19 protein-coding genes are annotated in these 23,257 nt (G+C 66.0%); 12 read left to right on the forward strand and 7 right to left on the reverse strand.

What is annotated here, in order from left to right:
* The first annotated feature begins 157 nt into the window (after positions 1-157).
* Positions 158-1,882 (forward strand): hypothetical protein, encoded by a 1,725-nt coding sequence (locus tag KW832_RS02405; protein ID WP_218298772.1) that lies wholly within the window; start codon positions 158-160, stop codon positions 1,880-1,882.
* A gap of 48 nt (positions 1,883-1,930) precedes the next feature.
* Here the strand turns inward: KW832_RS02405 and KW832_RS02410 are convergent, their stop codons facing one another.
* The gene (locus tag KW832_RS02410; protein ID WP_055394300.1) at positions 1,931-2,776 is read right to left on the reverse strand and encodes a MurR/RpiR family transcriptional regulator; all 846 of its coding nucleotides are present in this window, start codon (positions 2,774-2,776) and stop codon (positions 1,931-1,933) included.
* A 229-nt stretch (positions 2,777-3,005) separates the two neighbouring features.
* Between KW832_RS02410 and KW832_RS02415 the strand changes: the two genes are divergently transcribed.
* From KW832_RS02415 to tal, 4 genes are all read left to right on the forward strand, one after another.
* Positions 3,006-4,034, forward strand: coding sequence for an ABC transporter substrate-binding protein (locus KW832_RS02415; RefSeq protein ID WP_121507513.1), 1,029 nt, complete (start codon positions 3,006-3,008; stop codon positions 4,032-4,034).
* 99 nt (positions 4,035-4,133) lie between these two features.
* Complete coding sequence (locus KW832_RS02420) at positions 4,134-6,284, forward strand: ABC transporter permease (protein ID WP_370628624.1); 2,151 nt, start codon at positions 4,134-4,136, stop codon at positions 6,282-6,284.
* Between the two features lie 27 nt (positions 6,285-6,311).
* Complete coding sequence (locus tag KW832_RS02425) at positions 6,312-7,394, forward strand: ABC transporter ATP-binding protein (protein ID WP_218298770.1); 1,083 nt, start codon at positions 6,312-6,314, stop codon at positions 7,392-7,394.
* A gap of 7 nt (positions 7,395-7,401) precedes the next feature.
* A complete protein-coding gene (tal, locus tag KW832_RS02430; RefSeq protein WP_116748975.1) occupies positions 7,402-8,352 on the forward strand; it encodes a transaldolase in 951 nt (316 codons plus the stop codon).
* A 1,070-nt stretch (positions 8,353-9,422) separates the two neighbouring features.
* On the opposite strand, the gene KW832_RS02435 is transcribed toward tal, so the two are convergent.
* Together KW832_RS02435 and KW832_RS02440 are read right to left on the reverse strand one after the other, a co-directional pair.
* Complete coding sequence (locus KW832_RS02435; protein ID WP_121422354.1) at positions 9,423-10,817, reverse strand: sensor histidine kinase; 1,395 nt, start codon at positions 10,815-10,817, stop codon at positions 9,423-9,425.
* 178 nt (positions 10,818-10,995) lie between these two features.
* Positions 10,996-11,715 carry a response regulator transcription factor gene (locus KW832_RS02440; protein WP_055395176.1) on the reverse strand — a complete coding sequence of 240 codons (720 nt, stop codon included), beginning with the start codon at positions 11,713-11,715 and terminating at the stop codon, positions 10,996-10,998.
* 224 nt (positions 11,716-11,939) lie between these two features.
* Between KW832_RS02440 and KW832_RS02445 the strand changes: the two genes are divergently transcribed.
* From KW832_RS02445 to KW832_RS02475, 7 genes are all read left to right on the forward strand, one after another.
* Positions 11,940-13,190, forward strand: a complete 1,251-nt coding sequence (locus tag KW832_RS02445; RefSeq protein ID WP_121422355.1) for an ABC transporter substrate-binding protein — start codon at positions 11,940-11,942, stop codon at positions 13,188-13,190.
* 123 nt (positions 13,191-13,313) lie between these two features.
* Positions 13,314-14,432, forward strand: coding sequence for a carbohydrate porin (locus tag KW832_RS02450; protein WP_121507506.1), 1,119 nt, complete (start codon positions 13,314-13,316; stop codon positions 14,430-14,432).
* Positions 14,433-14,553: 121 nt separating this feature from the next.
* Positions 14,554-15,435, forward strand: coding sequence for a carbohydrate ABC transporter permease (locus KW832_RS02455; RefSeq protein ID WP_121422357.1), 882 nt, complete (start codon positions 14,554-14,556; stop codon positions 15,433-15,435).
* A complete protein-coding gene (locus KW832_RS02460) occupies positions 15,425-16,294 on the forward strand; it encodes a carbohydrate ABC transporter permease (RefSeq protein WP_121422358.1) in 870 nt (289 codons plus the stop codon). Before KW832_RS02455 ends, KW832_RS02460 begins: the two co-directional genes overlap by 11 nt.
* 12 nt (positions 16,295-16,306) lie before the next feature.
* Positions 16,307-17,374 carry an ABC transporter ATP-binding protein gene (locus KW832_RS02465; protein WP_218298769.1) on the forward strand — a complete coding sequence of 356 codons (1,068 nt, stop codon included), beginning with the start codon at positions 16,307-16,309 and terminating at the stop codon, positions 17,372-17,374.
* A 201-nt stretch (positions 17,375-17,575) separates the two neighbouring features.
* On the forward strand, positions 17,576-18,553 hold the full coding sequence (gene glk / locus KW832_RS02470) for a glucokinase (protein ID WP_218298768.1): 978 nt from the start codon (positions 17,576-17,578) through the stop codon (positions 18,551-18,553).
* Positions 18,550-18,981, forward strand: coding sequence for a VOC family protein (locus KW832_RS02475; protein WP_218298767.1), 432 nt, complete (start codon positions 18,550-18,552; stop codon positions 18,979-18,981). The genes glk and KW832_RS02475 overlap by 4 nt, the downstream gene beginning before the upstream one ends.
* A gap of 31 nt (positions 18,982-19,012) precedes the next feature.
* Here the strand turns inward: KW832_RS02475 and KW832_RS02480 are convergent, their stop codons facing one another.
* The 4 genes from KW832_RS02480 to KW832_RS02495 form a co-directional block, all read right to left on the reverse strand.
* Positions 19,013-20,017, reverse strand: a complete 1,005-nt coding sequence (locus KW832_RS02480) for a tripartite tricarboxylate transporter substrate binding protein (protein ID WP_218298766.1) — start codon at positions 20,015-20,017, stop codon at positions 19,013-19,015.
* Positions 20,018-20,085: 68 nt separating this feature from the next.
* Positions 20,086-20,436, reverse strand: coding sequence for an NIPSNAP family protein (locus KW832_RS02485; RefSeq protein ID WP_218298765.1), 351 nt, complete (start codon positions 20,434-20,436; stop codon positions 20,086-20,088).
* On the reverse strand, positions 20,426-22,189 hold the full coding sequence (locus KW832_RS02490; protein ID WP_218298764.1) for an FAD-dependent oxidoreductase: 1,764 nt from the start codon (positions 22,187-22,189) through the stop codon (positions 20,426-20,428). The genes KW832_RS02485 and KW832_RS02490 overlap by 11 nt, the downstream gene beginning before the upstream one ends.
* Before the next feature lie 127 nt (positions 22,190-22,316).
* Positions 22,317-23,183 (reverse strand): SDR family NAD(P)-dependent oxidoreductase, encoded by an 867-nt coding sequence (locus KW832_RS02495; protein ID WP_218298763.1) that lies wholly within the window; start codon positions 23,181-23,183, stop codon positions 22,317-22,319.
* Positions 23,184-23,257 lie beyond the last annotated feature (74 nt).

The raw sequence follows: 23,257 nt of genomic DNA on the forward strand, positions 1-23,257 counted from the left end.
CCGCAGCGGTCTGCCAACCCTTTGCCTTCCCGCCTTCATGCCTTCTCTTGCGCTTGCGATGCGCTCGCTGGTTTCGCGTTGCCTTCGTTTCCTTGTGGAATTCCTCTTGCTTTCACCTGTTGGCGCGGTGCGCTCTGCCGCCCGCAGGGCGCTTTTCTTGGCGTGGACACTGTGGATGCTGGTGGGCGCCACCGCTGCGCATGCCGCAACCGAGCTGCGCACCCTGATCGACAGCGACGGCAATCCGGCCACTGGTTGCACCGTAGTCACCGCTGCGGGCACCTTCAATGGCGTGGACTTGGCGGCGCTCACGCGAATTGATCTGTCGGCCAGCGAGCCGGTGGGTGATGTCTCGCGCGAGATTTGCCAGGGCGGGGTGCTGGTGGCCGACACCGGTTTCGCGCCCCTGGCGCCGCTGCGCTGGCCTGTGGGCGTGGCGGCCGCGGGCGAGCAACTTGACGTGGTGGAAAGCTACACCCGGCTGCTGGCGCCCGTTGGGGCTCTGCGGCTTGGCTTCGTGGCGAACACCACGGACGGGAGCATCGCGCCTGCGGCCTTGCTCACACGCAACGGCGCACCGGGTGGTGGGGCCATTCAGCTGTCAGCGTCGCCGGTGGCCGCCGTGCCCGCGCTGGGCACGGTGGGCTTCGCGCTGCTGGTGGGCCTGCTGCTCGCCGCCACCTACCGCTACGCCCGGGTGCGCCAGTTTGCGGCCAGTGGTGCCGCGCTGTGTCTGGTGTTCGTGGTCGGTCTGGCCTGGGCGGCCATGGTTCGCGATGGCGACCCGTCCGACTGGAGTGGCGCATCGCCGGTGGCCACGGCATCCACGTCGGCGCCGCTGCAGTTCGCGGCGGTCTATGCGCGTGTCGAAGGCAGCATGCTGCATCTGCGCTACGACCTGGACCTGGGCCTGCGCGAAGGCACCGTGCGCGACGATGACTACAGCGCCACCGAGGGAGCGGCGCTGGTCGTTGCCGCCCCCGGCCTGCTGGCCAACGACGCCTTGGGGTCGCCCGCCATGCAGGTCAATGAATTTCGTGTCCAGGGAAGCCCGACCGCCACACCCGCGGGCGCCGCCGTGCCTTTCGCGGGCAGCACGCTGCAGGTGAACGCCGACGGAGGCTTTGTCGTGGATGCGCCCACGGAGCCTGGTCTTTTCCGCTTTGAATACCGCGCGCGCAACCGTTTCTTTGCGGGGAAGTGGGGGGTGGCCACGGTGCAGGTGGCAGCGGGAGCGTTCTGTGGCAACGGTGCCGTCAACGCGGGCGAAGCGTGTGACGACGGCAACACCGTCACCGAAGTGGCCTGCAGTTACGGCACGGCCGCCTGTACCGGTTGCAACGCGACCTGCACCGGGGTGGTGAACCTCACGGGATCGTACTGCGGCGACAGCGCCGTCAACGGCCCCGAAGTGTGCGATGACGGGAACACCACCACGGAAACCAGCTGCCCCTATGGCACGCCAACCTGCACCCGCTGCAACGCGACCTGCTCCGCTACAGCGCAACTGACGGGCGGCTACTGCGGTGACAGCATGGTCAGCGGGCCGGAGGTGTGCGATGACGGGAACAACACCACGGAAAGCAGTTGCCCCTACGGCACGCAAAACTGCACCCGGTGCAACGCGACCTGCACGGCAGAGTTACCACTGACGGGCGGCTACTGCGGTGACAGCATGGTCAACGGGCCAGAGGTGTGCGATGACGGAAACATCGGCACCGAAACAAGCTGCCCCTACGGGGTTGCACATTGCACAGCTTGCAACGCCTCCTGTTCCCAGGCGCTTAACCTCACAGGTGCGTTCTGTGGCGACGGTATCGTTAACGGCGGCGAAGTGTGTGATGGCACGCCGGGCTGCACGAACGTCTGTACGCTGCAGTAGCAGGTGGTGGGTGGCGGGCGGGCGCAGCGGCCGAGTGCGCCCGCAAGCTCACGCGTAGCGCTTGGCCCGCAAATTTTCTTTCATCTGCTGCAGGATTGGCTGCAGCGAGCTGCCAATGCGCAGCGCAACGCAGGTGGCCAGCACGTCGATGATGAGCAGGTGCATCAGCCGCGACACCATGGGGCTGTAGCGGTCGTAGCCCTCGGGGTGGTCGGCGGCCAGGTGGATCTGGCAGGTGCTGGCCAGGGGCGAGCCGCTGGCGGTGATGGCGATGGTGGTGGCGCCGTTTTTGCGGGCGATGTCGGCTGCGTCCATCAAATCGCGGGTGCGGCCCGAGTTGGAGATGATCACCGCGCAATCGCCCGGGCCGAGCAGGGTCGCGCTCATCACCTGCATGTGCCCGTCGCTGGTGGCAATGGACGTGACGCCCAGGCGGAAGAACTTGTGCTGCGCGTCCTGTGCCACGATGCCCGAGTTGCCCACGCCGTAGAACTCGATGCGTTTGCCGGTTTTCCAGGTGGCTGCAATCGCCTCGGCCGCACGCTCCAGCGCCACGGTGCTGGCGGCATTGCGGTATTGCAAAAAGGCCGCCACGGCGTTGTCCACCACCTTCACCAGCACGTCGCCGGTCTTGTCGTCGGCGTCCACGCTGCGGTGGATGAAGGGCACGCCTTCGCTCACGCTGCCTGCCAGCTTGAGCTTGAAATCTGCCAGTCCGTCATACCCCATGCTGCGGCAAAAGCGCACCACCGTGGGCTTGCTCACGTGCGCGCGTTCGGCCAATTCACGCACGGGCAGGCGTGCAAAAGTGCGTGGGTCGGTCAGCACCAGCCGGGCAACGCGCTGTTCGGCGGGGGCCAGGGAGGGCAGGGAGGCGGTGATGCGGTCGAGCATGTCTCAGTCAGGGTGTGCAGCGCGGGCTGCTCAGGTGAGGCCTTCGAACAGGTTTGCGGGAACCATTCTTAATGTAACTTGGTTCCCAAGGCGGCGGGGAGGGCTCCATCCCTGCCTTTCAACCTGCTTGCACCCGGTCTGGGAGTTTCCCCGCTGACCCTGGTCTGCCTGCAGGACTAGCATCCTTGCATCGCGTTAATCACGTTATCCAGATACTGAGGAGACTCCCATGCGCAAACCTTTGCTGACGAAACTTCTGGCCGGCACGGCCCTGGTGGCGGCCGCTTCCGGCAGCTGGGCCCAGGGCCAGGTCAACATCATCTGTTCGGTGCAAGCCGAGTGGTGCAACCTGATGTCTACGGTGTACGCCAAGACCACAGGCACCAAGGTCAACATGACAGCCAAGGGCTCAGGCGAGGCGCTGGCGCAGCTCAACGCCGAGCGCGCCAACCCCAAGACCGACATCTGGTTTGGCGGCACGGGCGACCCGCACCTGCAGGCGGCCGAGCAGGGCCTCACGCTCGAATACAAATCGCCCCAGTTGCCGCAGCTGTACCCCTGGGCGCAAAAGCAGGCGGCGGATTCCAAGTACCGCACGGTGGGCGTGTACTTGGGCCCGCTGGGCTTTGGCTACAACAAGGAGCTGCTGGCCAAGCGCAAGCTCAACCCCCCGCAGTCGTGGGCCGACCTGCTCAAGCCCGAGTTCAAGGGCGAGGTGCAGATGGCCAACCCGGCATCGAGTGGCACGGCCTACACCATGATCGCTACGCTGGTGCAGATCATGGGCGAGGAAAAGGCGTTTGAATACCTCAAGGCCCTGCACCCCAACATCAGCACCTACACCCGCTCGGGCACGGCGCCCGTCAAGGCGGCCGCCCGGGGCGAGACCACGGTGTCGGTGAGCTTCGTTCACGACGTGACCACTGAGGCGGTCAATGGCTTCCCTGTGGGCTCGGTCACGCCTTCGGAAGGCACGGGCGCCGAGGTGGGCTCCATGAGCATCGTCAAGAACGGCCCCAACACCGAGGCCGCCAAGAAGTTCTACGAATGGGCACTCACGCCCGGCGGCCAGCAGTTTGGCCTGGCGGCCAAGCAGTTCCAGCTGCCCAGCAACACGCAGGTGCCCAAGGACCCGCGCATGACCGACCCTTCCAAGATGAAGCTCATCAACTACGACTACGCTAAATACGGCGCCAGCGCCGAGCGTCGCCGCCTGATTGCGCGCTGGGAAAAAGACGTGCAGAACGCGGCGCGCTAAGGGGTGGTGGTGTCGGCAGCAGCAGCGGCGGCGCACGCAACCCTCCGAACCACAGCACCCAGCGCCTCGGTCAACCGGCCCTTGTGGGTCTGGCTGGTCGTGGGCGTGCTGGGTTATCTCGTGTTCCCCTGGTATGCGCAGCAGGATGCCAATGGCCTGCTCGCGGTGGGCCAGGTTTTCAGCGGCGAACAGGCGGCCAACGGGCTCATGCAGGCGGCATTGTTTGGTCGGCCCTGGCTCTGGCTAGGCCTGGCCGGTCTGGCCGTGGCGGGGCTGGGCGCCTGCCTGCCTGCGGGACGCAAGCAGGGCGCCGTGCTTGCGGCGGGGGGCGCGCTGGGGCTTGTGGCCTTGTTGCTCAGTGGCTTTGCGATTGGCGCACGAGGCTGGGCCTTTGAGTGGATGAACACCAGCCTGGGTGAACTGGGCGCGCGCCAGCCCGGCATGGGCTGGGGCGGGTTTGTGGTGTTGTCAGCACTGCTGGTGCTGCTGTCGTTCGGCGTGGCACGGCGAGGATTTTTCAAAGGCGATCTGTTCGTAGCGGCTGCGGTGGTGGGCTGTGGAAGCCTGCTCGCGCTGTTCATCGTGTTCCCGGTGCTCAAGGCGTTGTCGGCTGCGTTTTTTCTGGAGGATGGCCCGTTCTCGCTGGCCGTGGTGTGGGAGCGCATTGCGCACGAGCGCAACTTTGGTCTCTCGTGCCTGGCCGGTGGCCAGCGCTGCGGCGTGGCCTGGAACACGCTGTTCCTGGGGCTGATGACCGCCACCAGCACCACGCTGCTGGGCACTTTCATGGCGCTGATGGCCGAGCGCGCGTCGCGCCGCTATGCGCGGCCGCTGAACATCGTGGCGCTGCTGCCCATCATCACGCCGCCGTTTGTGGTGGGCCTGGGGCTCATCCTGCTGTTCGGCCGTGCCGGGGTGTTCAACCAGTTTCTGGAGTACGCGTTCGGCATCACGCCCACGCGCTGGTTCTACGGCTGGCTGGGCATCTGGGTGGCGCAGACCTTTGCGTTCACGCCCATCGCCTTCATGATCATGCGCGGCGTGGTGCAGGGCGTGGCGCCCAGCCTGGAAGAGGCAGCCCAAACGCTGCGTGCCAGCCCGCACCGCACCTTCATGACCGTAACCCTGCCGCTGCTCAAGCCCGGCCTGGCCAACGCGTTTTTGGTGGGCTTTATCGAAAGCATGGCCGACTTCGGCAATCCCATCGTGGTGGGCGGGCAGTTCTCGGTGCTCTCGACCGAAATCTTCTTTGCCATCGTCGGTGCGCAGTACGACCAGGGGCGTGCCGCGTCGCTGGCCTGGATCCTCACGTTCTTTGCGCTCACCGTGTTTGCGATCCAGCGCGGGCTGCTGGGCAAGCAGAACTTCACCACCGTGTCGGGCAAGGGTGATGCAGGCATTGCTATGCCGCTGCCCACCGGTGTGCGCCGCGTGGTGCATTCCATTGCACTGCCCTGGATGGCCTTCACGCTCATCGTGTACCTGTTTGCACTGGCGGGCGGTTTTGTGCAGACCTGGGGGCGCGACTACACCATCACGCTGGCGCACTTTCGCACGGCGTTCAGTGTGGAGTGGGGCGAATTTGGTGTGGTGTGGGCGGGCACCGCGTGGAACTCGTTTTTCACCACGCTCAAGCTCGCGGCCATCTCGGCGCCGCTCACGGCCACGCTGGGCATCGGCATTGCGTGGCTGCTGGCGCGCACCGAGTTCCGGGGGCAGGGCGCGTTCGAGTTTGCAGCGCTGCTGGCGTTTGCCATTCCCGGCACGGTGCTGGGCGTGAGCTACATCCTGGCTTTCAACGTGCCGCCGTTCGAGCTGACAGGCACGGCACTCATCATCGTGTTGTGCTTCATGTTCCGCAACCTGCCGGTGGGCGTGCGGGCGGGCACTGCCGCGTTCAAGCAGCTGGACCGGTCGCTGGATGAAGCGTCCGTCATGCTGCGCGCGGGCAGTGTGCAGACGCTGCGCCATGTGGTGCTGCCGCTGCTCAAACCTGCGCTGGTGGCGGCGCTGGTCTACAGCTTTGTGCGCGCCATCACCACCGTGAGTGCGGTGATCTTCCTGGTCACGGCCGAAAACGAGCTGGCCACCACCTACATCATTGGCCGCGTGGGCAATGGCGACTATGGCGTGGCGCTGGCGTACTGCACGGTGCTCATCGTCCTTATGTCGGCCTCCATCGGACTCATTCAGCTGCTGGTGGGTGACCGCAAACTGGGCCGCCGTGGAGCCGCTCCCGCTGCGCACTGACCCCTCTGACAAAAAAGAAAACACGCCATGAACAACAATGACGCGGGCATCGTGTTCCGCAACATCACCAAGCGCTACGGCAGCGACAGCAGCGCGGCCCTGGCCGTCAAGGGCATCAGCTTTGAAGTGCCACGCGGCACGCTCACCACCATCCTCGGCCCCTCGGGCTGCGGCAAGACGACCACCTTGCGCATGATTGCGGGGCTGGAATCGCCCACTTCGGGCGAGATCTTCATCGCAGGCCAGGACGTGACCACGCTGGGCCCCGCGCAACGCAATGTGAGCATGATGTTCCAGAGCTACGCGCTGTTCCCGCACATGAATGTGGTGGAGAACGTGATGTACGGCCTGCGCATGTCAGGCCAGCCCAAGGAGCAGGCCCGCACCAAGGCCGTGGAGGCGCTGCGCGGCGTGGGCCTGGTGGGCTATGACGACCGCCTGCCCAGTGAACTCTCGGGCGGGCAGCAGCAGCGTGTGGCTTTGGCCCGTGCGCTGGTGCTGGAGCCCGAGGTGCTGCTGTTTGACGAGCCCTTGTCCAACCTCGACGCCCGCCTGCGCCGCGAGATGCGTGAAGAGATCCGTGCGCTGCAGCAGCGCCTGTCGCTCACGGTGGCTTACGTCACGCACGACCAGGCTGAGGCCATGGCGGTGAGCGACCAGATCATCGTGATGAACCAGGGCCTGATTGCGCAAAAGGGCTCTCCCCGCGCGCTGTATGAAACCCCGCACAGCGAATTCGTCGCGGGCTTCATGGGCGAGGCCATGCTGTTCCCGGCCGTGGCCGACGCTGACGGCACGGTGGCGCTCGGCCCGCTGGTGTTGCGCCCCCGCATGGCGGTGAAGAGCGGCCCGGTGAAGGTGGCGGTGCGCCCTGAGGCCTGGCGCATTCACCGCCAGGGCGAGGGCCTGCTGCCCGCGCGGCTGGACAAGCGGGCCTACCTGGGCGCAGTGTACGAATACACCTTCGAGACCGCGCTGGGCCACATTTTTGTGGTGTCGTCCGACCTGGACGATGTGCTGGCTGTGGGCGACGCGGTGCAGCTGAGCCTGGGTGCCCACGGCGTATCAGTGGTTGGTAGTACCGAAGGCGCCTGGACCAATGCGGAATAATGGCGCCATGACGAACCAACTCGACGCCCTCAAACAGTTCACCACCGTGGTTGCCGACACTGGCGACTTTCTGCAACTGGCCCAGTTCCGTCCGCAGGACGCCACGACCAATCCCTCGCTGATCCTCAAGGCGGTGCAAAAGCCCGAATACGCGCCGCTGCTCAAGGACACCGTCGCCAAATGGCAAGGGCGTGCGATGGACGAGGTGATCGACCGCCTGCTGGTGCGTTTTGGTTGCGAGATCCTGACCCACGTGCCCGGCCGTGTTTCCACCGAAGTGGATGCCCGCCTGAGCTTTGACACCAGCGCCACCGTCACGCGCGCCGAGCGCATCATCGAGCTGTACCAGGCCGAAGGCATCCACATCGACCGCGTGCTCATCAAGATCGCGGCCACGTGGGAGGGCATTCAGGCCGCTGCCCAGCTGGAGCGCAAGGGCATCCATACCAACCTCACGCTGCTGTTCTCGTTCGCCCAGGCCGTGGCCTGCGGCCAGGCCAAGGTGCAGCTGATTTCCCCGTTTGTGGGCCGCATTTACGACTGGTACAAGAAGCAGGCGGGCGCGAGCTGGGATGAGGCCGCGCGCGCGGGCGCCAACGACCCGGGCGTTCAGTCGGTCACGCAGATCTACAACCACTACAAGCGTTTTGGCATTGCCACCGAGGTGATGGGTGCAAGCTTCCGCAACGTGGGCCAGATCACGGCGCTGGCTGGGTGCGACCTGTTGACCATTGCGCCGGAGCTGCTGGCGCAGCTGGCGGCGAGCGATGCGCCGTTGCAGCGGGCGCTGGATGCAGAGGCTGCCAAGGGCATGGACCTGCCCGCGGTGAACTACGACGAGGCGGGGTTCCGGTTTGCGCTAAATGAGGATGCGATGGCCACCGAGAAGCTGGCCGAGGGGATTCGGGCGTTTGCGGTGGATGCAGTGAAGCTGGAGAAGCTGATCCTGGCGGCTTGAGGTCGGAGTTTTTAGTGGTTTTGGCGGCTAGCGCTTGTGTAGAAAGCGCTAGCCGCTATTGTTTTTATAGCTTCTCAGTTTGCCCCATACCGTTCGGGCTGAGCTTGTCGAAGCCTTGGCGCGCTGGTGTGAAAAGCATGCTGGGGTTGAAGGCGGAGGCCGGGACTCGCCCCGGCGGGCGAGGTACTTGTTCTTTGCTTCGCCAAAGAAAAGTACCCAAAAGAAAGGCGACCCCCAGTCTGCGACCCCTTCGCTGCGCTACGGGGCAAACCTGCGTCGGGGCAGTTGCGGGGTGCGCCGTGGAACTCGCTTTGCGCTGGCGCGCGCCGCTCGGACAACCACGGCGAGTCAGTGCACGAAGCACGCGCGCTCCGACGCGCGTGCCACCCCGCAACCGCCCCGCCGCAGGCGCAGCCAGCAGGGGGTTGGGCAGCCGAACATCCAACAGCCGAACAGCCACGCGGGCCATTGCTGCGCTCGGCCCCGCCTGCGCAGCGCGTGGCGCTTGCGCCCGTGAGATGGGGCCGAGCAAAGCGATGGCCCGGATGGATGTTCGTTGGGTTCCCTTCTGTATGCGCCTGGGGCGCGCAGGGCGCGGGGTGGCATGTGTGCCGAAGGACACACATGTTTCGTGAACTGACTCACCGCAGTTGTCCGAGCGGAGCGCCGCAGGCGCGCAGCGAGTTCTGCGGTGCACCCCGTGACCGAGCACCCCAGGTTGCCCCGTAGCGCAGCGAAGGGGGCGCAGACAGCAGGGTCGCTTTCTCTTTGGTGACTTTCTCTTGGCGAGACAAGAGAAAGTTACTGCGCCGCCGGGCGCACCCCCCGGCTCCCGCCCTGAAACCAGGCATACCGCACAGATCAGCGAGCGTGTGTGCCCTGGCTTCGACAGGCTCAGCCCGAGCGGGTGGGGGTGTGCCCCGGCTTCGGCAGGCTCAGCCCGAGCGGGTGGGGGTGTGCCCCGGCTTCGGCAGGCTCAGCCCGAATAGCAAATGCAAAGTGCTATGAAAAAAAGTAGCTGTTCGCGCTCGTGGGCCAAGCGCAAGGCCCCAAAAAAATACCAAAAACACCTACCCTGCAGGCAGCCGCATCCCCACCCGCAACCCCCTCGGCACCACCCCCTCCGCCACCGTCCGGCCGCCATGCCGCAGCGCGATCTCTTCCACGATCGACAGCCCGAGCCCACACCCCCCCGCCTTGTCCGACCCGCGCCAGAAGCGCGCAAACAGATCGCCCAGGTGTTCGGCTGGCACGCCCGGTCCGTCGTCCTCCACCAGCAGCAAGGCCCAGCGCCCGGGCTCCTCGTGGCCAACACGCACTGTCACCGTGGCGCCGGGGCCTGCGTAGTGCAGTGCGTTGTCGATGAGGTTGTTGAGCGCCTCGCGCAGCAGCACCGGCTGGCCTTGCACGGGCAGGCTGTCGTCACCCTCGTAGCCCAGGTCCATGCCTTGCGCCAGGGCGCGGGCTGCCCATTCGCGAGCGACTTCGCGGGCCAGGCAGGCCAGGTCGATGGCCTGCATCTCCACGTTCGATTCGGAGCGCGCCAGCTGCAGCAGCTGGTGCACCAAGTGGGCGCTGCGCTGGGCGGCCGAAAGCACTTTCTGCAGCCGTTCCTGCACGGCGGGCTCATGGCTTTCGTGCAGGGCCAGCTCGGTCTGGCCGATGAGCCCGGCCAGCGGGGTGCGCAGTTGGTGCGCAGCGTCGTTGAGAAAGCGCTTTTCCTTTTGCTGGCCGCGCGCCACGGTCTCCAGCAGCCGGTTGATGGTGCTGGCCAGCGAATGCACCTCCTGCGGAGCCGAGGTCAGCTCGATGGGGGGCAGCGGTGTGGTGCCAGCCTGCGGCAGGGCGCCGGCGCGCTCGATCTGGGCCTCCAGGCGCTTCAAGGGCTGCAGGCCGCGCAGCACGCCCGCATACACCACGGCGCTCAGCGCCAGGCCCATCAGCCCCATGGGGAACACCATCTGCTCCAGCAGCTCCTGCGCGATGCGCTCGCGCACGGTGAGGCTCTGCGCCACCTGCACGCGCAGGGTCTGGCGCGTCTGGGGTGTGCCGTAGTCCACGTCCAGCAGCGCCACGCGCACGGGGCGGTCGTCCACGCGGGCGTGGTACAGGTAGGGGTCGCCTACGCGCACCTCCACGGGCGGCGGCGGGGGCAACTGGGCATTGCCCAGCAGAAAGCGGCCGGGCGGGGACGAGACCATGTAGGTGATGCGGTCGGCCGGGTCCTGCTCCAGGATGTCCTGCGCGGCCTTGGGAAAGTCCACCAGCAACCCGTCCCCGATCGGCTTGATCTGCCGCGCGAGCGCCCGCACCGACTGCGTCAGCGTCTGGTCAATGCCCTTCTCGCCGTTCTGTAGCGCAATGCGCCACGCCAGAAACCCGCCCGACAGCCACAGCACCAGCTGCGGCAGCAGCAGCCACAGCAGCAGCTTGCGTTGAAGAGAAACCCCCGGTACGTGGCGCATGTCAGTGGCCTGGGCCTGCGGAGATCAGTGGGACCCCCGATGCCAGCCACTGGCGCGGCCCCCGCGAGGGATGCCGAGCAAGGGCCGCCCCGCAGCGAGGGCATCGTCCTCCTGCCCGCGTAGCGCAGCGAAGCGAGAGCGGGGGGAAGGCGCGCAGCGACTCAGGGGGGTGTTCCATCTACGGCCTGTTCAGCATGTACCCCAGCCCCCGGATGTTGCGGATGGCCAGCGGCGAGGTGTCGAGCTTCTTGCGCAGGCGGTGCACATACACCTCCAGCGCGTTGGAGTTGAGCGGGGGCGCGGCGGTTTGTCCGGGCTCCGGGGGGCTGGCGCGCCAGGCGGCCAGCACATCGTCGCGCGTGACGACTTCGCCGCAGCGGTTGACCAGCAACTCCAGCAGCTCCCATTCGCGCTGGGTCAGGTCGAGCAGGTCGCCATTGAGCGCCGCCGAATGGCTGGCGTGGTCCAGCACCAGCGGGCCGATGGTGGTGCTGGCGCCGCCTGCGGCGCTGCTGGCCTGGGTAAAGGCGGGCTGGCGCGCACGGCGCAGCATGGCCTGCAGGCGGGCCTGCAGCTCCTGCATGTTGAAGGGCTTGGTGATGTAGTCGTCAGCCCCGGCATTGAGACCCAGCACGCGGTCTTCCACGCCATCGCGCGCGGTCAGAATCAGCACGGGCAGGCCGGCAATGTGGGTGCGCGCCCAGGTCAGAAGCTCCATGCCGTCGGCGCCGGGCAGGCCCAGGTCCAGGATGATGCCGTCCACCGCCTGCGACTGCAGCAGCGTGGTGGCCTCGGCCACACTGGAGGCCGTGTGCACGCCGAATTCCAGCTGCTGGAGCTGGCCAGTCAGCGCGTCCAGCAGCAGGGCATCATCTTCAACAATCAGTATCGTGGCCATGGGATTGAGCATAACAAAGCACCCCGCCAGCGGCTCCTGCAGCACGGCAATGCTTGCACCCGCAGCGGTTGGTAATGCAATAACGGGCCAATGGCGTTGGTATGTAACCCACACCCGGGAAAGCCCTGATATGTTCATTAATTATTGTAATTAAAGTACCGACTGCGCTGAACAGCACCGGATTGCGGCGCACCAACGGATTCAAACATCGAGGAGACACGGGTATGTGGAAGATGACAAAAATCGCCGCAGTGGCGGTGGGCCTGGCGGCAGCGATGTCGGCCAGCGCGGGGGAGGTGGAGGTCCTGCACTACTGGACTTCGGGCGGCGAAGCCAAGTCGGTGGCCGAGCTCAAGAAGATCATGCAGGGCAAGGGCCACACCTGGCGCGACTTTGCCGTGGCCGGTGGCGGTGGCGACAGCGCCATGACCGTGCTCAAGAGCCGCGTGATCTCGGGCAACCCACCGTCGGCTGCGCAGACCAAGGGCCCGGCCATTCAGGAGTGGGCGTCCGAAGGCGTGCTGGCCAACATGGACACCCTGGCCAAGGCTGAAAAATGGGATGACCTGCTGCCCAAGGTGGTCGCCGATGTCATGAAGTACAAGGGCGCTTACGTGGCGGCCCCGGTCAATGTGCACCGTGTGAACTGGATGTGGGGCAGTTCCGAGGCCCTGAAGAAGGCTGGCGTGGCCGCCATGCCCAAGACCTGGGACGAGTTCTTTGCGGCAGCCGACAAGCTCAAGGCCGCAGGCCTGGTGCCCGTGGCCCACGGTGGCCAGAACTGGCAGGACTTCACCACGTTTGAATCGGTGGTGCTCGGCGTGGGTGGCCCCAAGTTCTACCAGGACGCCTTGGTCAAGCTTGACGACAAGGCCATCAACAGCGACACCATGAAGAAGTCGCTGGAGACTTTCCGCCGCATCAAGGGCTACACCGACCCCGGCGCCCCTGGCCGTGACTGGAACCTGGCCACGGCCATGCTGATCCAGGGCAAGGCCGGCTTTCAGCTGATGGGCGACTGGGCCAAGGGCGAGTTCCTGGCCGCAGGCAAGGCGCCGGGCAAGGACTTCCTGTGTGCTCCTGCACCGGGCTCGGCCAACGCGTTCACCTTCAACGTCGATTCGTTCATTCTGTTCAAGCTGAAGGATGCTGCCGCACAGAAGGCGCAGAGCGACCTGGCCAGCGCCATCATGAGCCCGGCTTTCCAGGAAGTGTTCAACCTCAACAAGGGCTCCATCCCCGTGCGCGCGGGCCAGCCCATGGACAAGTTTGACGACTGCGCGAAGGCCTCGGCCAAGGACTTTGTGGACACCGCCAAGAGCGGCGGCCTGGTGCCCAGCGCGGCCCACGGCATGGCAATTGCCCCGGCCACCGAAGGCGCCATCAAGGACGTGGTCAGCCAGTTCTGGAACGACGACAAGGTCAGCGTCGCCGATGCCATGAAGAAGATCGCGGCCGCCGCGAAAACCAAGTAAGCCGTGCAAGACACACGCGCACACACGCACTAAAACCAACCCCAGAGGGATCCCATCATGAAGACAAGAAACCGCCTTACGGCGGTGGCTTTGGCCGCCGCATGCGCGAATGGCGCCTTTGCTATGGATGTAGCAGGCTTTGAGTTCAACGGTTACTCGCGGGGCGGCCCGGTGTTCAACCACTCCGACGGCGTCAAGGGCAACCTTTCGCTGGGTGGCGAGCTGCAAAAATACCGCCTGGGCAACGAGGGTGACAACGGCATCGAAGTCAACTTTGCACGTGGTTTTGAAGCCGGCGGTGTCAAGTGGAAGGTCAACTACATGCCCGCCAAGTGGGGCAGTGGCGACATCAGCACCGAACAGGCATTTGTGGAAATGAGCGGCTTCTCGTTCTCGCCCGAAGCCAAGTTCTGGGTCGGCCAGCGCCGCCTGCGGATCCAGGACGTGCACATCGTCGACTACTTCCTGCTGAACTACGGCGACAACATCGGCGCCGGTGTGACCGACGTGCCCGTCGGCGGAATGAAGCTGGGCCTGGGCGTGTTCACCGGCGATAAGTTCGACGGTGGCCTGCCCAACAACGTGAAGGCACACCGCATCAACGCCGACCTGTCGGAGATCAACACCAACCCGGGTGGCAAGCTGCGGGTGCTGCTGACGGCGGTGGGGGGCAAGGGCCAGGTCAATGGCGGTTCGGGCTCGGGCATCTCCTTCATGCATACGCAAAAGGAATTCCTGCTGCCCAGCATCACCAACACGCTGTACCTGCAAACATCGCGGGGCCATGCGCGCATCGACGGAGAGTTCGAGGCCATCGAGGGCACCAGCGCTGGCAAGCGCGCCACCCGCATCGCCGACTCCATCAATTGGCAAAGCGGCCCGTTTGGTGGTCAGGCCCTCATTGGCTACCAGACCAACAAGGCTGATCTGACGGGCGTGGAGACCAAGGACTTCTCGCTGGGCGGCCGTGGCTCCTATGCGTTCACCAAGAACTTCAAGGGCCTGGTGGAACTGTCCACCACCACCCGCAAGGGCACTGGTGCTGACCAGCGCCTGTCCAAGGTCACGCTGGCGGGCGCGTTGGCCCTGTCGGAAGACTTCTGGTCACGTCCCGAGTTGCGTCTGTACGTGACCAAGGCCAACTGGAACCAGGCGGCGGCACTGGCCAATGCCGCAACCTTTGGCGCCAATGGCAAGACCTCGCGCACGCTGGTGGGCGTGCAGTACGAGGTGTGGTGGTGATCCGTTGAGTAGGTAGTGAGTTAGCGAGTTAGTCAGAGGTTACTTTGTTCATTTGGGGGGCACTCCTGCGTGTCCCCCGCTTTTTTTACATGCAGGACGATGACAAACACATACCGTGGCCATGAGCAAAAACACCTTTGAAACATGGCTTCCCAAGCTGGTCGTGACACCGGCTTTTGTACTGGGCTTTGCCTTCATCTATGGCCTGATGGTCTGGAATGGCGTGCTGAGCCTCTCCGCATCGCGCATGCTTCCCAACTACGAGTGGGTGGGCCTCGCGCAGTACGAAAAACTCTGGGAGATGGACCGCTGGTGGGTAGCGCTCAAGAACCTCGGCATCTTCGGCGTGGGCTACGTGGGCGGGTCCCTGGCCATCGGCGTCGTGCTGGCAGTGCTGCTGGACCAGAAGATCCGCGCTGAGGGCGCGCTGCGCACCATTTACCTGTACCCCATGGCCCTGTCGTTTGTGGTCACGGGCACGGCCTGGAAGTGGCTGCTGAACCCGGGCCTGGGCATCGAAAAAATGGTGCGCGACTGGGGCTTTCCGAATTTTGAGTTTGGCTGGCTGGTGGACACCGAGATGGCCATCTACTGCGTGGTGATTGCAGGCATCTGGCAAAGCGCTGGTTTTGCGATGGCGCTGTTCCTGGCGGGCCTGCGGGGCATCGACGACAGCATCATCAAGGCCGCGCAGGTCGATGGTGCATCCTTGCCACGCATCTACTGGCGCATCGTGCTGCCAGCACTGCGGCCCGTGTTCTTCTCCACGGTCATGGTGCTGTCGCACCTGGCGATCAAGAGCTTTGACCTGGTGATGGCGCTCACCGCCGGTGGCCCTGGTTTTTCCACCGACGTGCCCGCAACGTTCATGTACACCATGTCGTTCTCGCGCGGCCAGATCGGCCTGGGCGCCGCCAGTGCCACCATGATGCTGGCCACCGTGGCGGCACTGGTCATCCCTTACCTTTACAGCGAACTGCGGACCAAGCCCCATGACCGCTAAGCCCTCCCTCTTTCCGTCGCTCGGCCGCTTGCTGGTCTATGCCGTGCTGGCCCTGGCCACCGCGTTCTTCCTGCTGCCGCTGTACGCCATGCTGGTCACCTCGTTCAAGGATGCCGAGGAGATCCGCAGCACCTCGCTGCTGGCGCTGCCCGCTGCGCTGAACGGGGCAGCCTGGGGCACGGCCTGGTCCAGCGCCTGCACGGGCGTGGACTGCAATGGCCTGCGCCCGTTCTTCTGGAATTCGGTGGCCATGGCCGTGCCGGCCGTGATGATCTCCACCGTGTGGGGCGCGCTCAATGGTTATGTGCTGAGCCTGTGGAAGTTTCGCGGCAGCGATGCTCTGTTCGGCATGCTGCTGTTTGGCGTGTTCATGCCGTTCCAGGTGGTGCTGCTGCCCATGAGCCAGGTGCTGGGATGGCTAGGGCTTTCGAGCTCCATCACCGGGCTGGTGCTGGTGCACTGCCTGGCGGGGCTGGCGGGCACCACGCTGTTCTTTCGCAACTACTACGCGGCGATCCCGAAGGAGCTGGTGAACGCGGCGCGCATGGATGGCGCCAGCTTCTTCCAGATCTTCTGGCGCATCGTGCTGCCGCTGTCCACGCCCATCATCATGGTCACACTGATCTGGCAGTTCACCAACATCTGGAACGATTTCCTGTTCGGTGTGGTGTTCTCGGGCACGGACTCGAAGCCCGTGACGGTGGGCCTGAACAACCTGGCCAACACCAGCAGCAGTGTGAAGGCCTACAACGTGGACATGGCGGCCGCCATCATCGCGGGCCTGCCCACCATGGTGATCTACGTTCTTGCAGGTAAGTTTTTTGTGCGCGGCCTCACGGCGGGCGCAGTCAAGGGTTAAAGGTTAGAAATCATGGCGTCATCACTCGACATCGCAGGCATCAACAAGCGCTTTGGCAAGGGCGATAAAAGCGTGGAGGTGCTGCGCAAGATCGACATCCACGTCGCACCGGGCGAGTTCCTGATCCTGGTAGGTCCTTCTGGCTGCGGCAAGTCCACGCTGCTCAACATCATTGCGGGCCTGGACGAGCCCACCGAGGGCGAGATCCGCATCGCCGGCAAGAACGTGGTGGGCATGCCCCCCCGCGACCGCGACATCGCCATGGTGTTCCAGAGCTATGCGCTGTACCCCACGCTCTCCGTGGCCGACAACATTGGCTTTGCGCTGGAGATGCGCAAGATGCCCAAGCCAGAACGGCAAAAACGCATCGACGAAGTGGCTGCCATGCTGCAGATCAGCCACCTGCTCGACCGCCGCCCCAGCCAGCTCTCGGGCGGCCAGCGCCAGCGCGTGGCCATGGGCCGGGCACTGGCGCGCCAGCCGCAGCTGTTCCTGTTCGACGAGCCGCTGTCCAACCTGGACGCCAAGCTGCGCGTGGAGATGCGTGCAGAGATCAAGCGCCTGCACCAGGCCAGCGGCATCACCAGCGTGTACGTGACGCACGACCAGGTCGAGGCCATGACCCTGGGCTCGCGCATCGCGGTGATGAAGGGCGGCGTGGTGCAGCAGCTGGGTACGCCCGACGAGATCTACAACCGCCCGGCCAATACCTACGTGGCCACCTTCATCGGCTCACCCACCATGAACCTGCTGCGTGGCGCGGTCACGGGCGGGCAGTTTGGCATCCAGGGTGCGGCGTTGAACCTGGCGCCTCCACCATCCAGTGCTAACGAGGTGCTGCTGGGCGTGCGCCCCGAGCACCTTGTGATGCAGGAGACCGCCCCCTGGCGCGGCCGGGTCAGCGTGGTGGAGCCCACGGGCCCCGACACCTATGTGATGGTGGACACCGCCGCAGGCAGCGTCACGCTGCGCACCGATGCGCAGACCCGTGTGCAGCCCGGCGACGCTGTGGGCCTGGCGGTAGAGCCCGCCAACGCCCACTGGTTCGACGCCAAGTCCGAAGATCGATTGACAGGCTGAGCGGTTGGGAGCCCCGGCCCCTGGGTCGCTGCAAGAAGGGGCTTTGGTCTTTGCCTGAAGCGGTAATTCAGGTAAAAAGAGGCTCCATCGCTTATCCGTCAAGCGCCAATAGCTATATAAATAATAGCGTTAGCGATCCACAGGCCGCCGTCTGCCGCAGGGCAATGGGGGCGTGTGACCTTTGGTTTTCATATTTTTCCCATGCACCCTCAGCGCCTCCTTGCCGACATCGGCGGCACCAACATCCGACTGGCCTGGCAGAACGAACCGGGCGGCCCCTTGCACGACACGCGCGTGTTGCCCTGTGCGCAGTTCCCCACTGTGGATGCTGCGCTGGCGGCCTATCTGACAGAAGTGGGCGTACCCACCCCGCGCGAGGCTGCGTTTGGCATTGCGAACCCCGTTACGGGCGACGCCATCCGCATGACCAACCACAGCTGGAGCTTCTCGCAGCGCGCGGTGCGCGAGGCGTTTGGTTTTGAGCGCCTGGTGGTCATCAACGACTTCACCGCGCTGGCACTGGCGCTGCCCCTGCTGACGGCCGACCTGCTGCGCCCCGTGGGCGGCGGCGAGGCCGTGCCGGGCGCCGCCATCGCGCTGCTGGGCCCGGGCACGGGCCTGGGCGTGTCGGGTCTGGTCTTCCCGCCGGGGTCCAGTAACGGCGTGCCCCTGTCGGGCGAGGGCGGGCACGTGTCGCTGGCCGCGCAAACGCAGCGCGAATTCGACGTGCTGGCCATCCTGCAAGAACGCTATGGCCATGTGTCCGCAGAGCGCGCGGTATCGGGTGCGGGGCTGGTGGACCTGTACCACGCGCTGCGCAGGCTGGCCCAGCGCGGCGGCAAGGAGATCAGTTCGGCCGCCGAAGTGACCGAGCTGGCCCTGCAGTCCAACGACGCACTGGCGCTGGAGGCGCTGGACCTGTTTTGCGGGTTTCTGGGCAGCGTGGCGGGTAACCTGGCCCTTACCCTGGGCGCGCGCGGCGGCGTGTTCATTGGCGGCGGCATGGTGCCGCGCTTGGGCACGTGGTTCGACAAATCCTCGTTCCGCGCACGGTTTGAGTCCAAGGGGCGCTTTCAGCCCTACCTCGCGTCCATCCCCTGCTGGATCATCGACCCGAGCGCCACGCCTGCGCTGTATGGCGCTTCGCGTGCGCTCGATATTGCCGGCTCTGAAGGATGAGCAGCGAAGTTGCCGCACCGCCCGCGCCGGGGCCTGCACTACAGGTCAGCGGTGTGCACCATGTGGCCATCATCGCCAGCGACTATGTCCGCTCGCGCCGCTTCTACACCGAGGTGCTGGGCTTGCAGGTGGTGCACGAGCACTACCGCGCCGAGCGGCAGTCGTACAAGCTCGACCTGCAACTGCCCGATGGCACGCAGGTGGAGCTGTTTTCCTTTCCTGAACCGCCTGCGCGCCCGTCCTACCCCGAGGCCTGTGGCCTGCGCCACCTGGCTCTGCGCGTGGCCGATATGGCGGCCAGTGTCGCTGCCTTGGCGGCGCACGGCGTGGCCGTGGAGCCGGTGCGCACGGACCCGTTCACCGGGGCGCTGTTCACCTTTTTTGCCGACCCGGACGGGTTGCCGATCGAGCTGGTCGGGCCGGCCTGACCGGTGCAGGTTCTCCTTCGTTGCCCTGCGCTCAGTCCACGGCGATGCGGCGTTCCTTGATGAGCGCTGACAGGAGCTGCGTTTCTGCCCCGATGGTCTGCTGGAAGGCGGTGGCGTCCTGGACGATGGGTTCGGCCCCCAGGTCGGCAAAGCGGCTTTTCACCTCCGGCAGGGCGACCGCCTTGGCGATCTCGCTGGCCAGTCGGTTCACGATGTCGCTGGGCGTGCCTGCGGGCGCAAACACGCCAAACCAGTTGCCCAGCTCCACGCCCTTGATGCCCAGCTCGGTCAGGGTGGGGGCCTCCGGGAAGAAGGCCGAGCGCTTGGTGCCCGTCACGGCCAGCAGCCGTGCGCGGCCTTCGCGGATGTGCTGGAAGCCGGTGGCCGGGTCGAAGTAGTAGTCCACCTGCCCGGCCAGGATGTCCTGCAGCGCCGGTGCCGCGCCCCGGTAGGGCACATGCACGGCGTCAAATCCCGCCTGCTGCTTGAAGAGTTCGCCCACCAGGTGCATCTGGGTGCCAGCCCCCCCGGAGGCATAGCTGAGCTTGCTAGGCGCCGCCTTGGCCATGGCCACCAGGTCGTTGGCGCTTTGCACGGGCAGCCCCTTTTTGGCCACGAGGTAGAGCTGGGCGTAGCCCAGGCTGGCCACGGGGCGCAGGTCGCGCTCGGGGTTCAGTGCAGGCTTGAACAGGAAGGGGTTGGCTGTCTGCACCGAAATGGGGGCCACCATCAGCGTGTGGCCATCGGGTGCGGCCTTGCTGGTTTCCATCACGCCCAGGTTGCCGCTGGCCCCCGGCTTGTTGTCCACCACGACGGGCTGGCCGAGCGACTTGCTCAGTGCCGCGCCTGCGACGCGGGCCATCACGTCGGTGGTACCGCCAGCCGGAAAGCCCACGACCAGCCGGATGGGCTTGCTCGGCCACGCTGGGGGCTGGGCCAGGCTGGCGCCCGTGGTGGCTGCCAGGCAGGCTGCGCCGCTGGCGCGCAGCAGCAGGTTGCGACGGGTGATGAAGGTGCGAAGGGATGGGATGTGCATGGTTTGTCTCCGTTGATGTTGTCTGTGGTGGCTGGTGGGCGCAATGGGGCAGGGCGGGTGTTGTTGCTTCAGGGCTGGTGCGTCCTCCAGCCCGGCATGGGCGTTGCGCGGACAAGGCGCGTTTCCTGCGCCATGATCAGGTGCTCGGACGCTGCCAGGTAGGCGGGAAACGCTGGGTGGCTGTCGCGGGCCTGGCAGCGGCGCTCGTAGTCGGCCAGGTCTTCGTAGGCCCACAGGTGCACGAACTGGTTCAAGGGGCCGACCTGGCTGACGTAAAACCCCACCGGGTGTGCCAGCGTGTCCATCAGCACGGGCATGGCCATGCGGTTGAACACCTCCAGGAACTCGCCCATCTTGCGCAGGCGGATGGTGTAGATGCGGTGGTCCACCAGGGGCTTGGCCAAGGGCTCATGCGGCATGGCAGGCCTCCTTGCGGGCGGGCGCTGTGCGCTCGCCTGGCGGCCATGCGCCCGCCACGTGGCGGCCGGTGATCCAGCCAAAGGTCATGGCCGGCCCCAGCGTGATGCCGGCACCAGGGTAGTTGCCGCCCATGATGCTGGTGCGGTCGTTGCCCACGGCGTACAGCCCGGGTACGGCCTGCCCGTCGGCACGCAGCACCTGGCCTTCGGTGGTGGTGCGCAGGCCCTCGAAGGTGCCCAGGTCGCCCATGACGACCTTGACGGCGTAGTAAGGGCCGGCACCAATAGGGGCCACGCAGGGGTTGGGCTGCTGGTCGGGGTCGGCCAGGTAGCGGTTGAAGGCCGTGGTGCCGCGCCCGAACTGGCGGTCCTCGCCGGTGCGCGCGCCAGCGTTGTACTCGCGCACGGTGGCTTCCAGCCCCTCGGGGTCGATGCCAGCGGCCTGGGCCAGGTCGGCCAGCGTGCGGCCCTTGAAGAGATAGCCCTTGCGAATCAGGCCGCCCACGGGCATGGGCGCGGGCTTGGCATAGCCCAGGCCGTATTTGGACAGCGTGGCCTGGTCACACAGCAGCCACATGGCGGTCTCGCGCTGGTCGCGGCAGGCCTCGATCATGGCAGCGCCCACGTCGTGGTACGAATGGGACTCGTTGGTGAAACGCCGCCCGTTGCGCAGCACCCCGATGATGCCGGGCTTGTAGCGGTCCAGCAGGTGCGGAAACACCCCCGTGCGGCCTTGGTTCAGGGGCACGCGCGACACCGGCATCCAGGCGGCTGCGCCCACGCCGTCAAAGCGCTCATCCACTTGCCCACCGACCTGCGCGCCCAGGCGCAGGCCATCGCCGGTGTTCTCTGCGGGCACAGGCGAGAGGTGCTCGCCACCACTCGCCAGGTGCGGGTAGCGCTGGGTGATGCGGGCCACATCGTGGGGGTAGCCGCCGCAGGCCAGCACCACGCCCCGGCGGGTGCGGATGCGCCGTTCGCCCCGGGGCGTGTGCACGCGTGCACCGGTCACGCGGTCATCAGCTTGCAGCAGTTCGCGCGCTTCGGCCTCGGTGTGGATCGGAATGCCTAGGTCGAAACAGGTCTTGGCCAGGCGCGCAGCCAGGGCGTTGCCACTGGTCACCTGCACGCCCCGGCGGTAGCGCAGCAGGTCCAGCAGGTGGCCCCCCAGGCGCCGTGCCACATAGGCAGCCGACACCACCGATTTGGTGGCGCGGAAGAAATGCTTGAGGTCGGCGTTCGACGAATTGAACATCATGCCCACGAAGGTGATCGTGGACAGCGGTGGGCGTAGCCGTGCCAGCTCTGGACCCAGCTGGCTCGCGTCATAGGGCGCGGCCAGGATGGAGCGGCCAATGGCAGCGCCCCCTGGTGCGTCGGGGTGGTAGTCGGGGTAGAGCGTGGGCACGAAGCGCACGGCAGTCTCGCGCTCGAACCAGGCCACCATCTCGGGCGCATGGTCCAGGAAGGCGTCGACCGCATCAGCTTGGTAGAACGGCCCCGTCTGGTCCTTCATGTAGGTGCGCATGGCCTCGCGGGTGTCTGGTGCAGCACATTGGGTGTTGCCGGGGATCCAGAGCACCCCGCCCGAGAAGGCAGTGGTGCCTCCGAAGCAGGTTGCCTTTTCGATCACGATGACATCCAGTCCGTGTTTCCTGGCCGCGATGGCGGTGGACAGGCCGCCGGCGCCGGAGCCCACGACCAGCAGGTCGCATGTCAGTTCCTCGCTGGAGGAAGGGTTGGCAGGGTTCATGTTGCAGTCTCCTTGTTGAGGGGCGTATGTGCAGGGGGCGCTGGGCATTGCCCATGCGGCGGCCTGCACCGGTGGCGCTTGGTGCGTGGGTTCTGGTCAGGGGTGGCGCCGTTCGGGGCGGTGCGCGTCAGGTGGCTGGGGTCGGCGTGCGGTTGAAGCCCGGGCGCGGCACCATGTCCATCAACATGCAGCCCAGGCCGCCATCGACCAGCAGCTCTGCACCGTTCATGTAGGCCGATCGGTCGCTGGCGAGGAACAGCGCGGGTTCGGCAATATCCCGGGGCTCGCCAACGCGGCGGCTGGCCGTGGCTGCTGCGCGCCGCGCCTCGAAGCCTGGCTCCTCATAGAAGCGGGCAGACAGCGCGGTGCGGATCATCCCGGGGCAGATGGCGTTGCTGCGCACGCCCCGGGGGCCCCACTCGGCCGCCAACTGGCGCGACAGCAGAAGCACACCCGCCTTGCTGGCGCTGTAGGCGCCGCTGGCGGTCTGCGGGTGCAGGGCCGATACCGATGCAACATGCACCAGTGAACCCCGGCCCGCCTGCAGCATGTCCTGCCCAAAGGCACGACTGCATAGCAGGTAGCCGGTCAGGTTGACGGCCAACACGGCGTTCCAGTCGGCCAGCGTGACGCTGTCAAGACTACCCGGACGAAGCAGGCCCGCGTTGTTGACCAGAACGGCGGCGGGCCCAAGGCTTTCCCGAACCTGCACGGCTGCGGCGGACACAGCGCTTTCGTCGGTGATGTCGCAGGCCACAGCCAGCGCATGGCCTCCTTGGGTGGTCAATCGTGTGGCCACCTGTCGGGCGGCCTCTCCGTCACGGTCCAGCAACGCCACCTGGGCACCGACCGCTGAAAATGCGCCTGCAATGGCGGCTCCGATGCCGCTGCCGGCCCCCGTTACGACGCAGACGCGTCCCTTCAGTCGTAGCCAGTCCGCGCCCTGCGCGGAGGAAAATTCATCGTGAGCGATGCGGTTGTCGCTGTGGTTCATGGGCCGCTGTCTCCTTGTGGTGATGGGGTGAAGCATCCCGCACCCTGCGGCTTTTCTCAATCGACAAAGCGAGC

This window comes from Acidovorax sp. sif0632 (genome assembly GCF_019218805.1).
GTDB classification, from domain to species: Bacteria; Pseudomonadota; Gammaproteobacteria; order Burkholderiales; family Burkholderiaceae_C; genus Acidovorax; species Acidovorax facilis.